This is a genomic window from Janibacter sp. Soil728 (assembly GCF_001428305.1).
Classification (GTDB): Bacteria; Actinomycetota; Actinomycetes; order Actinomycetales; family Dermatophilaceae; genus Janibacter.
The window spans coordinates 247,539-265,269 of sequence record NZ_LMRZ01000001.1; the positions used below are offsets into that span (position 1 = coordinate 247,539).

Consider the following 17,731-nt stretch of genomic DNA (forward strand, 5'->3'; position numbering starts at 1 on the left):
GGGCCCCGCCGTGGGCATCGTCTACACCGACATCGCCGTGTCCGCCGACGGGTTCGCCGCCGGGCCGCGCCAGAGCGAGCAGGCCCCCATGGGCGAGATCGCCGAGGGCGCGCTCCACGCGTGGATGTTCGACGCCCCCGAGGAGAACCAGGCCGAGATCGACGCGATCCTCGACTCGGGCGCGACGGTCATGGGGCGCAACATGTTCGGTCCCGTCCGTGGCGAGTGGGACCGTGACTGGCGGGGCTGGTGGGGAGACGAACCGCCGTACCACGGGCCCGTCTTCGTGCTCACGCACTTCCCCCACGAACCGATCGAGATGGCGGGCGGCACGACCTTCCACTTCGTCACCGACGGCATCGAGGTGGCGCTCGAGCGGGCGCGCGCCGCGGCGGGCGACCGCAACATCTCCGTGGCAGGTGGGGCGAGCACGGTCAACCAGTTCCTCGCCGCCGGGCTGCTCGACGAGCTGCGCCTCCACGTGACGGCGAGTGTCCTGGGTGCCGGGGAGCGACTCTTCGAGGGCGTCCCGCCGCAGCGGCTCGAGCGGGTGTCGGTCCGGACCACCTCGCTCGTCACGCACGTGACCTATCGCCCGGTGCGCAGCTGATCGCTGGCTGCACCGAGAGTTACCTGCGGGTACGACTACCAGTTGTCCAATCACGGCCGATGCGAAGCCCGGAATTCCGGGGTTCCTGATCGCCACCCTCCATCAACTGCACGTCGTACCCGCGAGTAGTCGAGGTCACCTCGCGGGCGCGGGCCGTCTGCTCACCTGTCGCGCAGGGCCAGGAGCGCTGCGGCGAGCATCCCCACCCCGAGCACCATGACCAGGAGGCCGACGAGCAGCATGGCGCCCGCTCCGGTGTCCAGCGAGCCGTTGGTCATGACGTACCCGAGGCCACCGCACAGGAGGACCAGGACACCACCCATGAGGACGAAGACCCCGAGGACCGCCAGCACGATTCCGGCGGCCCTGCGCCCGCTTCGGTCCGGGGTGGGTGGGGTCGCCGGATGGGGCAACCCGGGCCCCGGCCCGGGCGCCGGAGGCACGCTCATCCGCGACCCAGGGCGCGGCTCAGGTTGCGCCGACGGCTTCCTTTCTCGGACGGCGCGACGCTCGTGACGCCCGCGCCCGGGGCCCCAGGCCCCTCCGCGCTCCGGTAGAAGCGGTCCTTCGCGGTCAGGGCATCCAGCCGGTGGCACCACTCGGCCCGCTCCTGCGCGCTCGTGGCGGCATCGAGCTCGGCCTCCAGCCTCTCGGGGTCGAGTACGCCCGGGCCCGGGCGGTAGATGAACTCGTCGCCCGCGTGCTTCTGGCTCTTGAGGGTCTGCGCGCGGGTGTAGGTGTGCACGGACGGTCGTGTCCAGAAGATGTCGGAGCCGACGACCCTCGCCGGCGAGCCGGCCGCCGACGCGTTGGACGGGACGTCCTTGGTCAGCACCGACCTGGCCCCTAGGATGGATCCGGAGCCGATGTGCGCGCCCTTGAGGATCAATGACTCCTGCCCCAACCACACGTGGTCGCCCACCCAGATCGAGCGGCTGGGGTTGATCCGCTCGTGCGTCGTGGCGGAGTAGACGAGGTGCGGGTCCGCGGTGCGGAAGGTCACCTCGTGGGAAAACATCGCGTCGGCGCCGATGATGACGTGGGTGCGCTCGCTCGGCAGTGCTCGTGCAGGGCTGGTGAAGGACGCGTTGGGTCCGAGGTAGAGGACCGACTCGTTGTAGGTGGTGACCTTGATCTGGGTCGTCCGGTTGGAGGCCCGGATGTGGATGACCGAGTCGTTGCCCCGGAAGCGCAGGGTGCAGCTCTTCAGCTTGGCGCCGTCCTCGACGTAGAGCACATTGCCCGTGCCGAAGAAGGCGATCGAGCTGGACTGGAAGGACGAGCCCTCCGTCTCGCGCAGGTGGACGACGTTGTCGCGCACCTGCGCGACGTCGTCGTAGGACCTGATGACCTCTTTGATCATCGGCGACCAGCCCCCACCCACTCGTCGTAGAAGTCCGGCATCTGCGAGGCACGTCCGGCGAACTCCGGATCCCGCTTGCCGAGGAAGGCAGCCACACCCTCCTTGCCGTCTCCGACGCTCGTGTGCCACATGGCCAGCGAGTCGACCCGGTGGGCCTCGACGGGGTGGTCCTGGGCGGCGTTGCGGCGCAGCATCTGTCGGGCCAGTGCGACGGCGACGGGGGACCTCCCCTTCGTCCAGCGATCGGCGAGCGCCCGGGCAGCCGTGAGCAGGTCCTCGGGCTGGTGCGGCCCCTGGGTCAGGCCCACGTCGACCGTGGCCTGCGCGTCGAGGATGTCGGCGGAGAGCACGAGGTCGAGGGCTGCCGGAAGACCGACGATCCGCGGGAGGAACCACGACGACGCGGCCTCCGGCACGATGCCGATGCGCCCGAAGACGAAACCGACCCGGGCCCTGCTCGACACCAGGCGGGCGTCCATGGCGAGCGTCATCGTCGCTCCGATGCCCACCGCAGCACCGTTGATCGCGGCGATGACCGGCTTGCGGCAGTCGTGGATCGCCAGCGTGACCCGTCCGCCGGTGTCGCGCACCCCGGCGATGAGGGCGGGGTCGTCGAGCCGGTCCATGTCGGCCAGCGACGGGCTCATCGTCTCGTCGAGACCGAAGACGTTGCCGTCCGTTGTCAGGTCCATGCCGGCGCAGAAGGCCCGCCCCGCGCCGGTGACGATGATGGCTCGCACGGTGTCGTCGTCGTTGACCTCGCGGAAGGTCCGCTCGAGCTCGTCGGCCATCTCGAGGGTGAAGGAGTTGAGCTGGTCCGGTCGGTCGAGGGTGACGGTGAGGATCCCGTCCTCGATCTCGTGGCTGATCGTCGTGTAGTTCATGGCCCGACTCTGCCGCACGTCCCGTGCCACCACGACGAAGGGCGTCCCACCAGCTGGTGGGACGCCCTTCGTGACGTGTGCGCGAGGGGGGATTTGAACCCCCACGCCCTTTCGGACACTGGCACCTGAAGCCAGCGCGTCTGCCGTTCCGCCACTCGCGCAGAGAGTGGTGCCTGCACGCCGTGAGGCGCACGAGCCGTCTCATTGTGCCCCATGACCGGCCCGATCCCCAAAGCGAGCGGTCAACCCCCTTCGCCCACGGTGAGGTGCTGCTGAGCGAGGCGGCGAAGGGGGGCGAGGACCGGGTCGACGAGGACGGTGCCGAGCACGACCTGGCGGACAGCGGCCGCCGGGTCCTGCGGCACCGAGTCGACGTCCGCCCGGGCGATGCGGAGCACCCCGTCCGCGTAGGCGGTCATCCGCTCCTCGTCAAGGCCGAGCCCGGCCGCCTCGCAGGCATCCCAGGCGGCATCGAGGTCGTCGATCACCGGGTCGAGCGGATGGACCTGCCAGCCCATGTCGGTCAGCCACGACCGCGCCCGCGACGGCGGGACCTCCCGGTCGACGCACGGCGGGACCACCACGGCGTCCTCACCCAGCAGCGCCCGCTGCGCCGCCCCGAGGACGTCGACCCGGCCAGCGCCGGGCTGGGTGATGACCTCGAGGACCCGACGGGTCGTCGCGACCGACAGGCCACCGACGCTCGTCAGCGCACGGATCAGCCGGACCCGCTCGACGTGCTCCTCGCCGTAGGCGGCGCTGGTCCGACTCAGCTGCTCGCCCGCGGGCAGCAGGTCCTCGCGCAGGTAGTACTTGAGCGTCGCGACGGGGACGTCGGTCGCGGTCGACAGCTCGGAGATCTTCATCGGCTCACCTCTTGCGCTGGATAGTACCGATCACCAATACTGGAGACCACCACTATCCAGAACATCGGGGGACACACCATGCGCCAGCAGACCCACGCCCACGAGGGCGACGTCGTCGTCTTCAACATCGGCATGACGATCCGCAAGCCGCACCGCCCCGACCTGTGGTGGACCCCCTTCGTCGCCATGCCCCGGATGATCGCCGAGCTCTCCCGCAACCGCGCGGCCGCAGACCGGGGCGAGGCCGAGGACCTCGGCTTCCTCGGCGCCCACACGCTCATGGGGCGACGCGGCCCGTGGGTCGTGCAGTACTGGCGCAGCACCGAGGACCTCTACCGCTACGCCTCGTCGGCCGATGCCCAGCACCTGCCGGCGTGGAAGAAGTTCAACGCCGTGGCCCGCAAGCACCCCGACGCGGTCGGCATCTGGCACGAGACCTTCGCCGTCCCGGCAAGCGGCATCGAGACCCTCTACGGCAACGGGGCGAGCGCCGGGCTCGGAGCTCTGACCGGCACGGCCGAGGCCACCCGGCGAGGCCGGGGAGCCCGCGAGCGCCTGGGCTCGCAGGTCGCCTGACCTACGCTGCGCGCTGCTCGTCCACGCCCCGGGCGACCTCGGCGAGGAGGGCGAGCGCGCGCTGGACGGCCGGCCTGCCCTCGGACGAGTCGCGCGTCAGGGCGACGATGCGGCGACGCGGGGTGGGCTCGTGCAGCTCGAGCGTGACGGTGCCAGCGGGCGCGGACAGCGCCGCCAGCCGCGGCAGGACCACGACGCCCACGCCGGCCGCGACGAAGGCCATCGCCGTGTGGTGGTCGTCGGAGCGGGCGACGTAGTTGGGCTCGACACCAGCGGCCGTCGCCGCGCGCCCGATGATGCGGCTGCACATGGTCGCGACGCGGTCGTCGCGGACCCAGGTCTCGCCCGCGAGGTCCACCAGCCCGATCTCACCCCGGCCGGCCAGCGCGTGGTCGGCAGGGACGATGCACACGTAGGCCTCCTCGGCGAGGACCTGACGGCACTGCCCCGGATTCTCTCGCGGCTCGCTGTCGACGTCCTCGACCCACACGTCGATGTCCGGGGCCGGACGGGTGTCGCGGTCGGCCCACTCGTTGAGCGCGAGGTCGATGACCAGACCCGGGAACTCCTCGCGCAGCCGCCGGACGACCCCAGGCAGCCACGCCTGCGCCGCCGAGCTGAAGGAGGCGATGTCCAGCGACCCGGCGTGCCCCGCACGCAGGTCGTCGACCATGCCGGTCAGGCGGGAGAGGCTGCCCATCACCTCCTCCGACTCCGCCGCGAGCAGCCGACCCGTCGGGGTCGGCACGATGCCGCGCCCGGCCTTCTCGAAGAGGACCAGTCCCGTCTCCCGCTGCAGCGCGGTGATGTGCTGGCTGATCGTCGACGGCGTGTAGCCCAGATGACGGGCGGCGCCCTGCACCGAACCATTGGCGACGACGGCGCGGAAGACCCTGAGGCGGTTGATGTCGAGCATCTCCATACTGTACGCCTGGACCGAATGGTCCGTCGATAATCTTCGCTTGTCCTTCATGGTCCTCGAGCGGAGGCTGGACCCATGAGCCACTACTCCTCCCCCTTCGCCCCCGTCGATCGTGACCAGGCCCGCCTGGTCGCCGAACTGCGTGCCGCCGCCCAGGACGACACCCGGCGCGCGCCCGTCCGCACCGACCTTCCCGCGGCGCGCCCGTCGCGTTGGCACCGCCTCGGGCTCACCCTGCGAGCACCCAGGGCGCACTGACCTCCCTTCGCCTCGGTTCGAGACGGTCGCTGCGCGCCTGCACAGCGACCAGGGCACGCGAATCTCCTTGGTGCGTGACGGCGCGGATGCAGCGATCCCACAGGGTCCGCCGTTAGGATCGCCGGACTCATGTCCGTGCCGACGCCTGCCCGAAGGGAGGAAAGCGTGAGCCTCTTCGAACGTATGGAGCGCAAGCTCGAGCGCACCGTCAACGGTGTCTTCGCCCGCGCCTTCCGCGCCGAGGTCCAGCCGCTCGAGCTCGCCTCCGCGCTGCGTCGTGCCATGGACGACCGCGCCACGATGCTGGGTCGGGGACGCACGATCGTGCCCAACCTCTTCACCGTCGAGCTGGCCCCCAGCGACTACGAGCGCCTCACCGAGTTCGACGAGGAGCTCGAGGACGAGCTGATCGCCGCCGCGCAGGAGCACGCCGAGTCGCAGCGCTACCAGCCCGGCGGTCCCCTCCAGGTCCTCTTCCACGAGGACGAGGAGCTCGAGACCGGCGTCTTCCGGGTGCGTCCGGCCACCGCCCGTCAGCGAGTCGATCGCGCCGACGGGGCCCCGTCCCTCGCCGCCGAGCAGTCCGGCGACAGCTACGACGACGACGACGGGTACGACGAGTACTCCGGCGGCTGGGAGATGTCCGACGAGGACGTCGAGCCCGTCGCCGCACCCGAGCAGACCGTCCCCCGCCCACCACCACCGCGCGCCCCCGCCCCGGCACCCGTCGCCGATGCAGCCACTGCGGTCCACCGTGCGCAGCCGCCCCGCGCGGCCCCGACCCCGGTGTCGGTCCACGACCGCCCGTGGCTCGAGGTCGACGGCGAGCGCTACCCGCTCATCGCCGCGATGACCGTCCTCGGCCGCGACGAGAGCGCCGACGTCGTCCTCGACGATCCCGGCATCTCCCGCCGACACTGCGAGGTCCGGGTGACCCATGACGGTCCGCGCCTCGTGTCGCACCTGCGCGACCTGCGGTCGACCAACGGCACCTTCCTCAACGGCGAGCGCACCGATGCGGCCCCCCTCACCGAGGGTGATCGCATCACCGTGGGCCGGACCCACGCCATCTTCCACGCCGGCCGGCGCTGACCGGTCCACTGACTACAGGAGATCCGAGTTGAGCGAGCTGACGGTCACCGTGCTGCGCCTTGGCCTGCTCGTGCTCCTGTGGGTGTTCGTCATGTCGGTCGCCTCGGTGCTGCGCACGGACCTCTTCGGCACCAGGGTCGTCACGCGGCGCCCCGCACCCGCCAAGAAGCCCGCGCGCTCGGCAGGTCGCCCGGTCGCCGAGCCGAATACGCCTCGGCCGCAGCGCAACCCGCGCATCCCGACCCAGATCGTGCTCACCACCGGGCCGCTGACCGGGACCTCTCTCCCCCTTCGTGACTCCGGGGTGCTCATCGGCCGTAACCCGGAGTGCACCCTCGTCCTCGACGACGAGTTCGCCTCGGGTCGCCACGCTCGCATCCTGCGGGCCGAGGACGGCTGGTACGTCGAGGACCTCGGCTCGACCAACGGCACCTTCGTGGGTCAGTACCGCGTCGGCGACCCCGTGCCCGTCGAGACCGGGACGGCGATCCGCATCGGACGCACCGTCATCGAGCTGAGGAGCTGACGATGGCGCTGACCTTCCACTTCGCCGCCCGCTCAGACGTCGGGCTCGTCCGCAAGGACAACCAGGACTCCGGCTATGCGGGGCCCCACCTGCTCGTCGTGGCCGACGGCATGGGCGGCCACGCCGGGGGCGACATCGCCTCGGCGACCGTCATCACCGAGCTCGTCGAGATCGACCACGACTCGCTCACCGCCTCCGAGGCGTCGACCCAGCTGAGCCGGGCGATCACCTCCGCCAACCAGGAGATCGCCCGCACCTTCGAGGACAACCCCGAGCTCGAGGGCATGGGCACGACGGTCACGGCGGTCATGCGTGCCCGCAACAAGCTGATCATCGCGCACATCGGTGACTCCCGCGCCTACCTCCTGCGCGAGGGTCGCCTGGCCCAGGTGACCAAGGACCACTCCTTCGTCCAGACCCTGATCGACGAGGGCCGGATCACCGAGGAGGAAGCCAGCACCCACCCCCAGCGCTCCGTGGTCACCCGCGTGCTCACCGGTGCGGCCGACGACGAGCCCGACGTGGGCGCCCGCGAGGCCCGGGTGGGCGATCGCTACATGCTCTGCTCCGACGGACTGTCGGGGTTCGTCGCCCTCGACACGATCGAGGAGATCCTCGCCGGGGACACCCCACCGGGACGCGCCGCGGACTCCCTCGTCTCCTTGGCCATCCGCGCGGGCGCGCCCGACAACGTCACGGTCATCGTCGCCGACGTCGTCGAGGCCAGCACCACCCCCTCCACCCAGCCGCAGGTCGTCGGCTCCGCCGCCCTGAGGCGACCCGCCAAGCGGGTCGACAACTCCCCCGCGGGCCGCGCCGCCGCCCTGACCGCCCAGGACGATGACGAAGGCGTGGAGCTGGACGAAGAGGGCTCCTCCAGTCGTGGAGGACGGTGGTTGCGTCGGATCGGCGCCCTCGTCGTGGCCCTCCTGCTCGTCGGCGCCGCTGCCTATGCCGGCTATGCGTGGACCCAGCAGCAGTACTACGTCGGGGCCCAGGACGGGCAGGTGACCGTCTACCGCGGCGTCGCCCAGGACCTGGGGCCCATCTCGCTGCACTCCGCGGTCGACCAGACCGACATCCCCTTGTCCGAGCTGCCGTCCTTCTACCGCGACGAGGTCCGGGCCACCATCTCGGTCGACTCGCGGACCGCCGCCAACCAGCGGGTCGACAGCCTGCGCGTCGCGGCCAAGAAGTGCGGCCAGCTGAGGGCCACCGGGGAGCCCTGCGGCCGATGAGGCGGGCGATCACCACCATCACGCCGGCGCGCGGCCGCAATGTCGAGCTGCTGCTCACGGCGCTGGCGATCGGCGTCGTGATCCTCGCCTACATCAACGTCTCCGTCGCCGAGTCGGGGACGGTCCCGGCGGACCTCCTGGGGCACACCGGCATCCTCGCGGCCATCGCCCTCGCGGTGCACCTCGTCCTGCGCTGGCGGGCGTCGTACGCGGACCCGATCATCCTCCCGATCGTCACCCTGCTCAACGGCATCGGGCTGGTGATGATCCATCGGCTGGACCTGGCCGCAGGTCGCGACTTCAGCTCCGGTCTGGCGCTGCGACAGCTCGTCTGGACCGGGCTGGGCGTCGGGATCGCCCTCGCGGTGCTCATCGCGCTGCGCGACCACCGGGTGCTGCGTCGCTACACCTACACGGCCGGATTGGCCGCGCTGGTCTTCATCGCGCTGCCACTCACCCCGCTCGGCCACTCGGTCTACGGCGCCAAGATCTGGATCAAGCTCGGCGCCTTCACCTTCCAGCCGGCCGAGATCGCCAAGATCCTGCTGGCGGTCTTCTTCGCCGGGTACCTCGTGCAGACCCGCGACATGCTCGCCCTCGCCGGGCACAAGGTCCTCGGCATCACCTTCCCTCGCGCCCGGGACATGGGTCCGTTGGTGATCGCCTGGCTCGCGGCCGCCTTCGTGCTCGTGCTCGAGAACGACTTCGGCACGACGCTGCTCATCTTCGGGCTCTTCGTGGCCATGCTCTACGTCGCCACCGAGCGGATCTCGTGGGTCGTCCTCGGCCTCGGCCTGGCCGCCGGCGGCGCGCTCGTCGTGTACCAGTTCGCGTCCCACGTGCAGACCCGCGTGCTGTGCTGGACCGACACCTTCTCCGAGGAAGGCATGCAGCAGTGCGGGCAGCTCGCCACGGGGATCATGGGGATGGCGGCCGGCGGCATCTCGGGCACCGGGCTGGGCCGCGGCCGGCCGTGGCTGACGCCGCTGCCGGAGTCCGACTTCATCTTCACGAGCCTCGCGGAGGAGCTCGGCCTCATCGGCATATTCGCGATCATCATGCTCTACGCGCTGCTCGTCGAGCGTGGTCTGCGCTCGGCCATCGGACTGCGGGACGGCTTCGGCAAGCTGCTGGCCACCGGGCTGACCTTCGTCCTGGCCATCCAGGTCTTCGTCGTCATCGGTGGCGTCACCCGGGTCATCCCCCTCACCGGGCTGACCCTCCCCTTCATCGCCTACGGCGGGTCCTCACTGCTGACCAACTGGACGCTCGTCGCGATCCTGCTGCGCATCAGTGACCACGCGCGCCGCCCCGAGCCCGAGTTCGACCCGGCCTCGATGGACGCCCCGACCCAGATGGTGAAGGCCCGATGAACCAACCGATCCGGCGCCTGTCCATGCTCGTCTCAGTGCTCTTCGTCCTCCTGCTCGGGTCGAGCACGTGGATCCAGGTCCTCGGCTCGCAGGACATCAACGACCGCCCCGGCAACCGTCGCACCCAGCTCGAGAGCTACGCCCGCGAGCGCGGTCAGATCCTCATCGGGGGCCGGCCGATCGCCAGCTCCACACCGACCGACGACGACCTGCAGTGGCAGCGCGTCTACAGCGACCCACGGCTCTACAGCCACATCACGGGCTGGAACTCCTTCACCTACGGCCCCGGTGGCGGCATCGAGCAGGCCGAGGACGGCCTGCTCTCGGGGCGGGACGACAAGCTCTTCTACGACCGACTCACCGGCACCATCGCCGGACGCGAGCCGAAGGGGGCCAGCCTCGAGCTGACGATCAACCCCAAGATCCAAAAGGCGGCGGACGAGGCCCTGGGCGACCAGCGCGGTGCGGTCGTGGCTCTCGACCCCCGGACCGGCGCCATCCTCGCCATGGTCTCCCACCCCGAGTTCGACCCGACGCCGCTCGTCAGCCACGACCCCGCGGTCGAGAAGAAGGCCTGGGAGTCGCTCAACTCGGACCCGGCGCGACCGCTCGTCAACCGGAGCATCACCGGCAACCTCTACCCGCCCGGCTCGGTCTTCAAGATCGTGACCGCCGCGGCCGCCCTCGAGGACGGCCAGTGGAGCGAGGACTCGACCATCCCCGGGCCCGCGGTCCTCGACCTGCCCCAGACCGAGGTCGGCCTGCCCAACTCGCACCCCGGTGCCTGCGGACCGGATGACAAGGTCACCCTCGCCGCCGCCCTGCAGGACTCGTGCAACACCGCCTTCGGCTGGCTGGGCATGCAGCTCGGGGGCGATGCGATGCGTCAGCAGGCCGGCAAGTTCGGCTTCGGGGACGACCTCGAGGTCCCCATGAAGGTCACGCCCTCGACGCTGCCCGCGCAGATGAGCCCCGCGCAGGAGGCCCAGGTGGGCATCGGCCAGTACGACGTCCGGGTCACGCCGCTCCAGGTCGCCATGGTCAGCTCGGCAGTCGCCAACGACGGGGTCGTCATGAAGCCGCACCTCGTCCAGTCCGTGCTCGGGTCCGACCTGTCGACCATCAGCGAGACCAAGCCGGAGCAGCTGTCCAAGGCCATGGAGCCCAAGACCTCCGACCAGCTCACCGACATGATGAAGCTCGTCGTGGAGCGCGGGACGGGCACCCAGGCAGCGGTGTCCGGCACCAGCGTCGCCGGCAAGACGGGGACGGCCGAGCACGGGGCGGGTCTGCCTCCGCATGCCTGGTTCACCGGCTTCGCCCCGGCCGACAACCCCCAGATCGCCGTCGCCGTCGTCGTCGAGGACGGCGGCCGCGCGGGCAACGAGGCCTACGGAGGATCGGTCGCCGGCCCCATCAGCGCCGCCGTCATGAAGGCGGCCCTCCAGTGACCGGCTCCGCGCACCCCCAGACCACTTCCACCTGCAAGCCCAGGGAGACACGATGAGCACAGCGGCACCCCGCCTGCTCGGCGGACGGTACGAGGTCGGCGAGCTCATCGGCCGAGGCGGCATGGCCGAGGTCCACCTGGGTCACGACACGCGCCTGGGGCGCCCTGTCGCCATCAAGATCCTGCGCACCGACCACGCCCGCGACGCGGCCTTCCTCGGGCGCTTCCGCCGTGAGGCACAGTCCGTCGCGGGTCTGAACCACCGCTCGATCGTCGCCGTCTACGACTCCGGCGAGGATCGTCAGGTCGAGAGCGGCGGAGCCACGCTGGACATCCCCTACATCGTCATGGAGTACGTCGACGGCCTGACGCTTCGCGAGCTGCTCAACGACTCCGAGACCGGCACCCTCGAGCCCACCGAGGCCGCCCGCATCGTCCAGCAGGTCCTCGAGGCACTCGACTACAGCCATGACATGGGCATCGTCCACCGGGACATCAAGCCCGGCAATGTCATGATCGCCGACGACGGCAGCGTCAAGGTCATGGACTTCGGCATCGCTCGCGCCATCGCCGACACCCAGGCGACGATGACCCAGACCCAGGCGGTCATCGGCACGGCGCAGTACATCTCCCCCGAGCAGGCCCGCGGGGAGACGGTCGACAAGCGCAGCGACGTCTACTCCACCGGTTGCCTCCTCTTCGAGCTCCTCACCGGTCGCACGCCGTACACGGGCGAGCCCATCTCGCTCACGTACCAGCACGTCAATGCCGACATCCCCTTCCCCTCCTCGCTCGACCCCTCCATCCCGCCGGAGCTGGACGCGATCGTCCACCACGCGCTGACCAAGGACCGCGACGAGCGCTACGTCGATGCCAAGGCGATGGCCGAGGACCTCGGCGCCTACCGCGGCGGGATGCCGATCAGCCCCGCCGCCACGGACAAGCTTGACGCTGCCACGACCGCGCTGCCGCTGGCCGCGTCCCGGGCCGAGCCCGTCCCGCGCGCCGACCCCGAGACGGCGTCCATGCCAGCGGCTCAGCAGCGGCGTCGCGGGGCCGGTCTCGGGTGGCTCATGGCCGCGCTGCTGCTCATCCCCATCGCCTTGCTCGGATGGTTTGCCTGGGACGCCAGCCAAGGTCCGGACATCGTCGAGGTGAACGTGCCCCGCGTCGTCGGGAGCACGCAGGACGCCGCGGTCGCCAAGCTGAAGCAGGTGGGGCTCACGTCCGATGTCGAGACCGTGACCGACGATGCCGCCGTCGGGACCGTCCTCACCCAGGATCCCCGTGAGGGAACTCGGGTCGCCGAGGGCGACACCGTCACCATCCAGGTGTCGGGTGGGCCCGACGAGGTCGGCGTACCGAGCATCGTCGGCATGGACCAGGCGGAGGCCACCCGCGCCCTCCAGAGTGCTGAGCTGGAGGTCGGCAAGGTGACCAAGGAGGACAGCCCCGACCAGGCGGGCAACCACGTCATCAGCTCCAGCCCCGCTGCGGCCGAGTCCGTGGCCAAGGGCACCAAGGTCGATCTGGTCGTCGCCTCCGGTGAGGTCGCGCTGACGAACTACACGGGACAGAAGATCGATGACGTGCGCAGCGACATCTTCGGCCTGAAGCTGAAGATCAAGGAAACCACCCGCTCGTCCTCCCAGGCGCCTGGCACGATCCTGCGGCAGACGCCCGGCGCCGGCAAGGTCCAGCAGGGCAGCACGGTGACCTTCGTCGTGGCGAAGGAGCCGGCCCAGACGGTCACCACGACGTCGAGCCCCAGCACCACCTCCTCCGAGACCACGTCCGACACCACGTCGTCCTCGTCGTCCTCGTCACCGGAGCCGAGCTCGACGAGCACGACGTCGGGCTCCCCGACCCCTTCGTCGACCGAACCGAGCAGCACCAAGTCGACGAGCATGACCACCCAGTCGCCGGCGAGCCCCTGACCGTCAGGGCCGTCAGTCGTCCTCGTCACGCCCCCGGGCGTCGTCGAAGAAGACATCGATCCGCTGGAAGCCCTTGAGCCGCTGGGCCTCGGCGTGCCGCGAGTACGCCCGCTGGTCGGCGCCGGTGAGGACCACCTGGTCGGTGAAGGGGGTCAGCAGCGCCCGTGGCCACAGGTGCTCCTTGCGCACGACGTTGACCTCGACGCACAGCATGATGACGACGGCCATCGTGTAGAGGAAGACGAGCAGTCCGAGGACGAGGGCGAAGACCGAGTTGAGGTTGCTGGCGCGCTCGATGACCGTGCTGACGTAGACGGCACCGACGGACTGCATGCCCTGCCAGGCGAGCGCGGCCAGGACGGCGCCCGGCAGCACATCGGTGAGGTCGAGGGGCCTGGTCGTCGAGATGATGAAGACCAGCCCGATGACGGCGGTGTTGAGCGCGATCGAGGCGATGGTGATCGCCCAGCCCGCAGAGCCGTTCGAGACGAGCCGTTGGAGGTAGGTGGTCAGGCCCGTCGTGACCACGATGGTCAGCCCGGCGAGGGCGAGCAGCAGGAGCCCACGACCGCGACTGGCGAAGGGGTTGGGCCGGGAGTTGCGCGGGATCATCCACGCGGTGTTGCTGGCGTACTGCAGGGCCTGACCGACTCCCAGGCCCCCGTAGAGAGCGGCCAGCCCGCCGATGAGCAGCCCGATCGGCCCGCCGCCCAGCGTTCCCGTGCTGCGGAGCTCGTCACCCACGATGGGGAAGTCAGACAGGGCGGAGTCGAGGATGCGCTCCTGCCACTCGGGTTGTCCCTGCAGGACGAACCCGACGACCGTCGACAGCAGCAGCAGAGCGGGGAAGAGCGAGAGGAAGCCGTAGTAGGTCAGCAGGGCGCAGAGGTAGCCACCGAAGTCGTCGAAGAACTTGTAGACGACCGCGATGGGGAAGCCCAGGACCGGGTGACGTCGCTGGACACGGTCCACCGGACCGATCGTCGGATCCCCCATGACCGACCCTCCTGCCGTCAGCTGGCAGCGATGGCCCGCGCCACGCCGTCGACATCTCGCACCAGCGGCGACAGGCCTGCGCTGCGAGCGACCGCGTCGTGGTCGCCGGTCAGCGCCAGCCAGTTGGCCAGGATGCGGTGCCCGCCCTCGGTCAGCACCGACTCGGGGTGGAACTGGACCCCGTGCAGCGGCAGGTCACTGTGGTGGGCCGCCATGACGACGCCGGACTCGGTGTGCCCGTTGGGCACCAGGGTGTCCGGGACCGTCGCGGGATCGATCGTCAGCGAGTGGTAGCGCGTGGCGGTGAAGGGGGAGGGCAGCCCGGCCAGGACCCCGGTCTGGTCGTGCAGGACCCGGCTCGTCTTGCCGTGGAGCAGCTCCGGCGCCCGCCCCACGGTCGCCCCGAGGACGATGCCGAGGGCCTGGTGCCCGAGGCAGACGCCGAGCATCGGCTGCGAGCGCTCCGCGCAGGCCTCGATCATCGCGGTGGAGACACCGGCCTGCTCCGGTGTCCCCGGCCCCGGAGAGATGAGGATGCCATCGAAGTCCGCGCCGTCAGCGGGCGCGATCGCGTCATTGCGCACGACCGTCGTCTCCGCCCCGAGCTGCTGGAGATAGCCCACGATGGTGAAGACGAAGCTGTCGTAGTTGTCGACGACGAGGATCTGGCTCACCGGGACAGTATGTCTGTCACTGGCCCGCGCGCAGAGCCCGGGCGTGCTCGAGCTTGGTGCGGCCGGTGAAGGCGGGCAGCTCGACATCGTCCTTGCGGGTGACCTCGTAGCCCAGACCCACCGCGTCGACGTACTGGCGGTAGATGTCGACCGCGGGGTCGTCGTCGAGGGCCGCCTGCAGCTCGTCCCGGTCCCCGATGGCGGTGATCGTGAAGGGCGGCGAGTACACGCGACCCTGGAGGATGAGGGTGTTGCCGACGCACCGGACCGCACTGGTGGAGATCACCCGCTGGTCCATGATCTGCATCGCCTCGGCCCCCCCGCGCCACAGGGCGTTGACGACGCCCTGGACATCCTGCTGGTGCACGACCACGTCATCGACGGTGAACCCCTCAGGCACCTCGGCGGCCGAGAGTTGGGCGTCGTCCAAGGAGACGGTCAGCGCAGGTCCCCTGACCGCGGTGAGCCCGGCATCCCGGCTGCTGGCCGACGACTGCCGAGAGATCTTCTGCAGGCGGCTGTTGCCCGGCGCCACGTCGCGCGTCAGGCGGTCGACGTCGCCGCGCAACCTCTCCACCTGCTGGCCAGAACGCTCGTTGTCGATGGTCCGCTCACGGATGAGGTCCGGCAGCCCCGTGGCCTCGCTGCGCAGATCGGTGCCGCGCGCGGTCGTGCCCGAGGTGGCAAAGAGCAGCCCGGCTCCCAGTGCGATGACCGGGACGAGTGAGGACCACCGGCTGGGCCGGTGGGTGAGCCACGTGCGGACGCGCCGACCGAGGCCACTCTCGCGACGTGACGGGTCCTGCTCGGGCACGGGGCACCCCCTTCGCTCGGTTGGTCGGGCTCTGGCCTCTACGCTAGGCCACGAACCGCACATCCTTGAAGGAGCATCACTGTGGCGAAGTCCGCCGACGACGCGAAGGACACGACCGACACGGGCGTGGCCGCGAGCGAGCCCACGACCGAGTCGACCTCCACGAAGGGCGGCACCGCCCGGAACAAGGGCGCCGACAAGCGCTCCGGTGACCCCCGCAAGCGCGCGGTCGCCCAGGCCAAGGAGGACAAGGCCGAGGCCAAGGCCCGTCACAAGGTCAAGGCGCAGCGCATCGGCAACCCGTCGTGGTTCGTCCCGCTCATGCTCACCCTGATGCTCATCGGCCTCGTGTGGGTCGTGACCTTCTACATCACTCAGGAGAAGTACCCCGTCGAGTCCTGGGGCCGCTGGAACCTGGGCGGCGGCTTCGCCTTCATCCTCGCCGGCTTCGCGATGACCACACGCTGGAAGTGACCGCGCCACTCCCTCAGACCCGAAGCACCACAGCACGCCAGAACCCGCACGACCACCAGGTCGGGCGGGTTCTGCACATTTCCCCCTGTGGACAACCCGGGTTGTCCACAGGATTGTTCACAGCTGGGGACAAGTTACACAGGTGTAACTCCCTGATTTCGGGGGTTTTGGGCGGGCTGTCCTCAGGCGAAGGGGATCAGCACCGGGGCCGGTGACGCCGCGTACTTCGCCACGCCGAGGGCGAGCACGATCACCAGGACAGCCACGATCGCGACCCAGGCGAGCGCGGGCTTGCCGCGGCTGCGGGAGGCGGCGATCGCCAGCGCGAGGAGACCTCCGGCGACCAGGCCGCCGAGGTGGGCCTCCCACGCGACATTGGGGACGACGAAACCGATGACGGCGTTGATGCCGATCGTGGCGATCATCGACGAGCTCTCCCGGCCGAGGTGCCGGTTGAGGACGATGACGGCGGCGAAGAGGCCGAAGACGGCGCCGGAGGCACCGACCACGGGAACCCAGGCACCCGGGTCACTCGGGTCGACGGGCTGGAAGAGCAGCCACGTGACCGAGCCGGCGAGGGCCGTCACGAGGTACAGCGCCAGGTAGCGCGCCCACCCGAGCATCCGCTCGAGGTAGCCGCCGACGATCCACAGCGCGAGCATGTTGAAGATGATGTGCATCGGCTGGTGGGGGCTGTGCGCGAAGGCCGAGGTGATCAGCCGCCAGGGCTCGCTCGTGCCGAGGGCCGGCGCGAACGCCACCTCTTGGAACACTCTCGGGGACGCGAGCTCACCGAGCCAGACGGCGACACAGATCGCGATGATCGCGATGGTCAGGTAGGGACGGTCGGACCCGGCTCGTCCGCCGAAGACGGTGACCTGGGGGCGTCCCCCCTTCGCCTGCTGCCGGATGCAGTCCACGCACTGGACTCCGACGGCGGCGCTGCGCTGGCATTCGGGGCACACCGGACGGCGGCACCGCTGGCAGCGGATGTAGGACACCCGGTCGGGGTGTCGGGGACAGGTGGGGACCTCCGTGTCGGGACCGCCGTCCGACACCCGGCCGGACGGCGGCTGCGACATCGTCGATCAGTCCTGGAGGATCTCGACGGACTCGATGGTGACCGGCTCGACCGGCTTGTCCATCGCGCCGGTGGGGACCGAGGCGATCTTGTCGACGACCTCGCGGCTCGGACCGTCGGCGACCTCACCGAAGATCGTGTGCTTGCCGTTGAGCCAAGGGGTCTCGCCGACGGTGACGAAGAACTGGGAACCGTTGGTGCCGCTGCCCCCTCGCTTGCCCGCGTTGGCCATCGCCAGCAGGTAGGGCTTGGCGAAGGTCAGGTCGGGGTGGATCTCGTCGTCGAACTCGTAGCCGGGTCCGCCGATGCCCTGACCCATCGGGCAACCGCCCTGGATCATGAAGCCGGGGATGATCCGGTGGAAGTCGAGCCCGTCGTAGTACTTGGTCGGGTTGGTGCGGCCGGCGTCGTCCTTGAACTCCTTCTCGCCCGTGGCGAGACCGACGAAGTTGTCGACGGTCTTGGGAGCCTGGTTCGGGAAGAGCTCGATGGTGATGTCGCCGTGGGTCGTGTGCAGGATCGCCTTCATGGCAACCATCGTAGTCAGCCCTGCCGAAACGATGGTGCGGCGGGGTTATCACGGCCTTCGGTTTCCTC

The 17,731-nt window shown here is 70.3% G+C and carries 20 protein-coding genes and 1 tRNA gene; 10 read left to right on the forward strand and 11 right to left on the reverse strand.

Translation table 11 applies throughout. The features are described 5' to 3' along the window. Positions 1-10 precede the first annotated feature (10 nt). Positions 11-610, forward strand: a complete 600-nt coding sequence (locus tag ASG73_RS01155; protein WP_055989596.1) for a dihydrofolate reductase family protein — start codon at positions 11-13, stop codon at positions 608-610. A gap of 161 nt (positions 611-771) precedes the next feature. Here the strand turns inward: ASG73_RS01155 and ASG73_RS01160 are convergent, their stop codons facing one another. The 5 genes from ASG73_RS01160 to ASG73_RS01180 all read right to left on the reverse strand — a co-directional run bounded on the left by ASG73_RS01160 (position 772) and on the right by ASG73_RS01180 (position 3,723). Next, positions 772-1,059 carry a hypothetical protein gene (locus tag ASG73_RS01160; RefSeq protein WP_156466085.1) on the reverse strand — a complete coding sequence of 96 codons (288 nt, stop codon included), beginning with the start codon at positions 1,057-1,059 and terminating at the stop codon, positions 772-774. Continuing rightward, positions 1,056-1,973: an acyltransferase gene (locus ASG73_RS01165; protein WP_055989603.1), complete on the reverse strand. Its 918-nt coding sequence runs from the start codon at positions 1,971-1,973 to the stop codon at positions 1,056-1,058. Before ASG73_RS01165 ends, ASG73_RS01160 begins: the two co-directional genes overlap by 4 nt. Next, the gene (locus ASG73_RS01170) at positions 1,970-2,857 is read right to left on the reverse strand and encodes a crotonase/enoyl-CoA hydratase family protein (RefSeq protein ID WP_055989606.1); all 888 of its coding nucleotides are present in this window, start codon (positions 2,855-2,857) and stop codon (positions 1,970-1,972) included. Before ASG73_RS01170 ends, ASG73_RS01165 begins: the two co-directional genes overlap by 4 nt. A gap of 78 nt (positions 2,858-2,935) precedes the next feature. Continuing rightward, positions 2,936-3,018, reverse strand: a tRNA-Leu gene (locus tag ASG73_RS01175). 81 nt (positions 3,019-3,099) lie between these two features. Beyond that, positions 3,100-3,723, reverse strand: coding sequence for a MerR family transcriptional regulator (locus ASG73_RS01180; protein ID WP_055989609.1), 624 nt, complete (start codon positions 3,721-3,723; stop codon positions 3,100-3,102). A 78-nt stretch (positions 3,724-3,801) separates the two neighbouring features. Between ASG73_RS01180 and ASG73_RS01185 the strand changes: the two genes are divergently transcribed. Further along, on the forward strand, positions 3,802-4,299 hold the full coding sequence (locus ASG73_RS01185) for a DUF4188 domain-containing protein (protein ID WP_055989612.1): 498 nt from the start codon (positions 3,802-3,804) through the stop codon (positions 4,297-4,299). Between the two features lies 1 nt (position 4,300). Here ASG73_RS01185 and ASG73_RS01190 read toward each other — a convergent pair whose 3' ends face one another. Further along, entirely contained in the window at positions 4,301-5,215 is a 915-nt protein-coding gene (locus ASG73_RS01190) for a LysR family transcriptional regulator (protein WP_162253950.1), read from the reverse strand. Positions 5,216-5,296: 81 nt separating this feature from the next. Between ASG73_RS01190 and ASG73_RS01195 the strand changes: the two genes are divergently transcribed. From ASG73_RS01195 to pknB, 7 genes are all read left to right on the forward strand, one after another. Further along, the gene (locus ASG73_RS01195) at positions 5,297-5,479 is read left to right on the forward strand and encodes a hypothetical protein (protein WP_055989618.1); all 183 of its coding nucleotides are present in this window, start codon (positions 5,297-5,299) and stop codon (positions 5,477-5,479) included. Positions 5,480-5,644: 165 nt separating this feature from the next. Then, positions 5,645-6,571: an FhaA domain-containing protein gene (locus tag ASG73_RS01200; protein ID WP_235499319.1), complete on the forward strand. Its 927-nt coding sequence runs from the start codon at positions 5,645-5,647 to the stop codon at positions 6,569-6,571. A 28-nt stretch (positions 6,572-6,599) separates the two neighbouring features. Next, positions 6,600-7,097: an FHA domain-containing protein FhaB/FipA gene (locus tag ASG73_RS01205; RefSeq protein ID WP_055989624.1), complete on the forward strand. Its 498-nt coding sequence runs from the start codon at positions 6,600-6,602 to the stop codon at positions 7,095-7,097. 2 nt (positions 7,098-7,099) lie between these two features. Beyond that, positions 7,100-8,335: a Stp1/IreP family PP2C-type Ser/Thr phosphatase gene (locus tag ASG73_RS01210; protein ID WP_055989626.1), complete on the forward strand. Its 1,236-nt coding sequence runs from the start codon at positions 7,100-7,102 to the stop codon at positions 8,333-8,335. Then, positions 8,332-9,708: an FtsW/RodA/SpoVE family cell cycle protein gene (locus ASG73_RS01215; RefSeq protein ID WP_055989629.1), complete on the forward strand. Its 1,377-nt coding sequence runs from the start codon at positions 8,332-8,334 to the stop codon at positions 9,706-9,708. Before ASG73_RS01210 ends, ASG73_RS01215 begins: the two co-directional genes overlap by 4 nt. Beyond that, positions 9,705-11,159, forward strand: a complete 1,455-nt coding sequence (locus ASG73_RS01220) for a peptidoglycan D,D-transpeptidase FtsI family protein (protein ID WP_055989631.1) — start codon at positions 9,705-9,707, stop codon at positions 11,157-11,159. The genes ASG73_RS01215 and ASG73_RS01220 overlap by 4 nt, the downstream gene beginning before the upstream one ends. A gap of 52 nt (positions 11,160-11,211) precedes the next feature. Continuing rightward, entirely contained in the window at positions 11,212-13,095 is a 1,884-nt protein-coding gene (gene pknB / locus ASG73_RS01225; RefSeq protein WP_055989634.1) for a Stk1 family PASTA domain-containing Ser/Thr kinase, read from the forward strand. 12 nt (positions 13,096-13,107) lie between these two features. Here pknB and ASG73_RS01230 read toward each other — a convergent pair whose 3' ends face one another. The 3 genes from ASG73_RS01230 to ASG73_RS01240 are packed head-to-tail and all read right to left on the reverse strand — an operon-like array spanning position 13,108 to position 15,579. Beyond that, positions 13,108-14,091, reverse strand: a complete 984-nt coding sequence (locus tag ASG73_RS01230) for a YihY/virulence factor BrkB family protein (RefSeq protein WP_055989637.1) — start codon at positions 14,089-14,091, stop codon at positions 13,108-13,110. Between the two features lie 17 nt (positions 14,092-14,108). Beyond that, entirely contained in the window at positions 14,109-14,765 is a 657-nt protein-coding gene (locus tag ASG73_RS01235; protein ID WP_055989639.1) for an aminodeoxychorismate/anthranilate synthase component II, read from the reverse strand. A gap of 16 nt (positions 14,766-14,781) precedes the next feature. Then, a complete protein-coding gene (locus ASG73_RS01240; protein ID WP_055989642.1) occupies positions 14,782-15,579 on the reverse strand; it encodes a DUF881 domain-containing protein in 798 nt (265 codons plus the stop codon). Between the two features lie 81 nt (positions 15,580-15,660). Here ASG73_RS01240 and ASG73_RS17365 point away from each other — a divergent pair, with 81 nt between their 5' ends. Then, a complete protein-coding gene (locus ASG73_RS17365; protein WP_235499320.1) occupies positions 15,661-16,053 on the forward strand; it encodes a cell division protein CrgA in 393 nt (130 codons plus the stop codon). A 182-nt stretch (positions 16,054-16,235) separates the two neighbouring features. Here ASG73_RS17365 and ASG73_RS01250 read toward each other — a convergent pair whose 3' ends face one another. Next, positions 16,236-16,973 (reverse strand): rhomboid family intramembrane serine protease, encoded by a 738-nt coding sequence (locus ASG73_RS01250; protein WP_235499321.1) that lies wholly within the window; start codon positions 16,971-16,973, stop codon positions 16,236-16,238. Positions 16,974-17,141: 168 nt separating this feature from the next. Continuing rightward, positions 17,142-17,663: a peptidylprolyl isomerase gene (locus ASG73_RS01255; protein WP_055989648.1), complete on the reverse strand. Its 522-nt coding sequence runs from the start codon at positions 17,661-17,663 to the stop codon at positions 17,142-17,144. Between the last annotated feature and the right edge of the window lie 68 nt (positions 17,664-17,731).